Source organism: Amycolatopsis sp. cmx-4-83, assembly GCF_046548815.1.
GTDB classification, from domain to species: Bacteria; Actinomycetota; Actinomycetes; order Mycobacteriales; family Pseudonocardiaceae; genus Amycolatopsis; species Amycolatopsis pretoriensis_A.
In genome coordinates this window covers 1-573 of the sequence record NZ_JAEBEF010000045.1, presented here as the reverse complement: position 1 = coordinate 573, position 573 = coordinate 1, and the positions used below count along the sequence as shown (strand labels likewise).

1 protein-coding gene is annotated in these 573 nt (G+C 76.4%); it reads right to left on the bottom strand.

Annotation, left to right across the window (positions count from 1 at the left end; all coding sequences use genetic code 11):
* Positions 1-531: hypothetical protein (locus ACLJQM_RS48215; protein ID WP_410636683.1), on the bottom strand; the 531-nt coding region annotated here is incomplete at its 3' end.
* Between the last annotated feature and the right edge of the window lie 42 nt (positions 532-573).

The following is a 573-nucleotide window of genomic DNA, read 5'->3' as shown; positions in this document are numbered from 1 at the left end:
GCACGCAGGGGACAGCGGTCCCTCGCCGACGCGTTCTCCTTCCCACGCAGGCGATTCGAGCCCGTCGCCGACCCGCGGCAGCGAGCCCTCGCACGCGGGCGACAGCAGTCCCTCACCCACCCGTGGCGGCGACGGCACGCCCCCGCATGGCGGGGACAACACACCGTCCCGCGGTGGGGATAGCAGCCCGTCGCCCACTCGCGGCAGCGACGGCACTCCCTCCCACGCCAGCGACAACACACCCTCCCGGGCGAGCGACAGCAGCCCCTCGCCCACCCGCGGCAGCGACGGCACGCCCTCCCACGCCGCCGACCACGGTCCCTCACCCACCCGCGGGAGCGACAGCACGCCCTCCCACGCCGCTGACAGCGGTCCCTCGCCGACCCGCGGCAGCGACAGCACACCCAGCCACTCCGGGGGCAGCAGTCCATCCACCCACACCGGGTCCTCGCCGGGCTCGCACGCCGGGACCGACACCCCCAGCAGCGCCGCACCTCCCCGCACCGACGGCACCACCTCCGCCAGCGGCACCGCACCCACCACCCCCCGCACCAGCGACCCCGGAACCGTCCC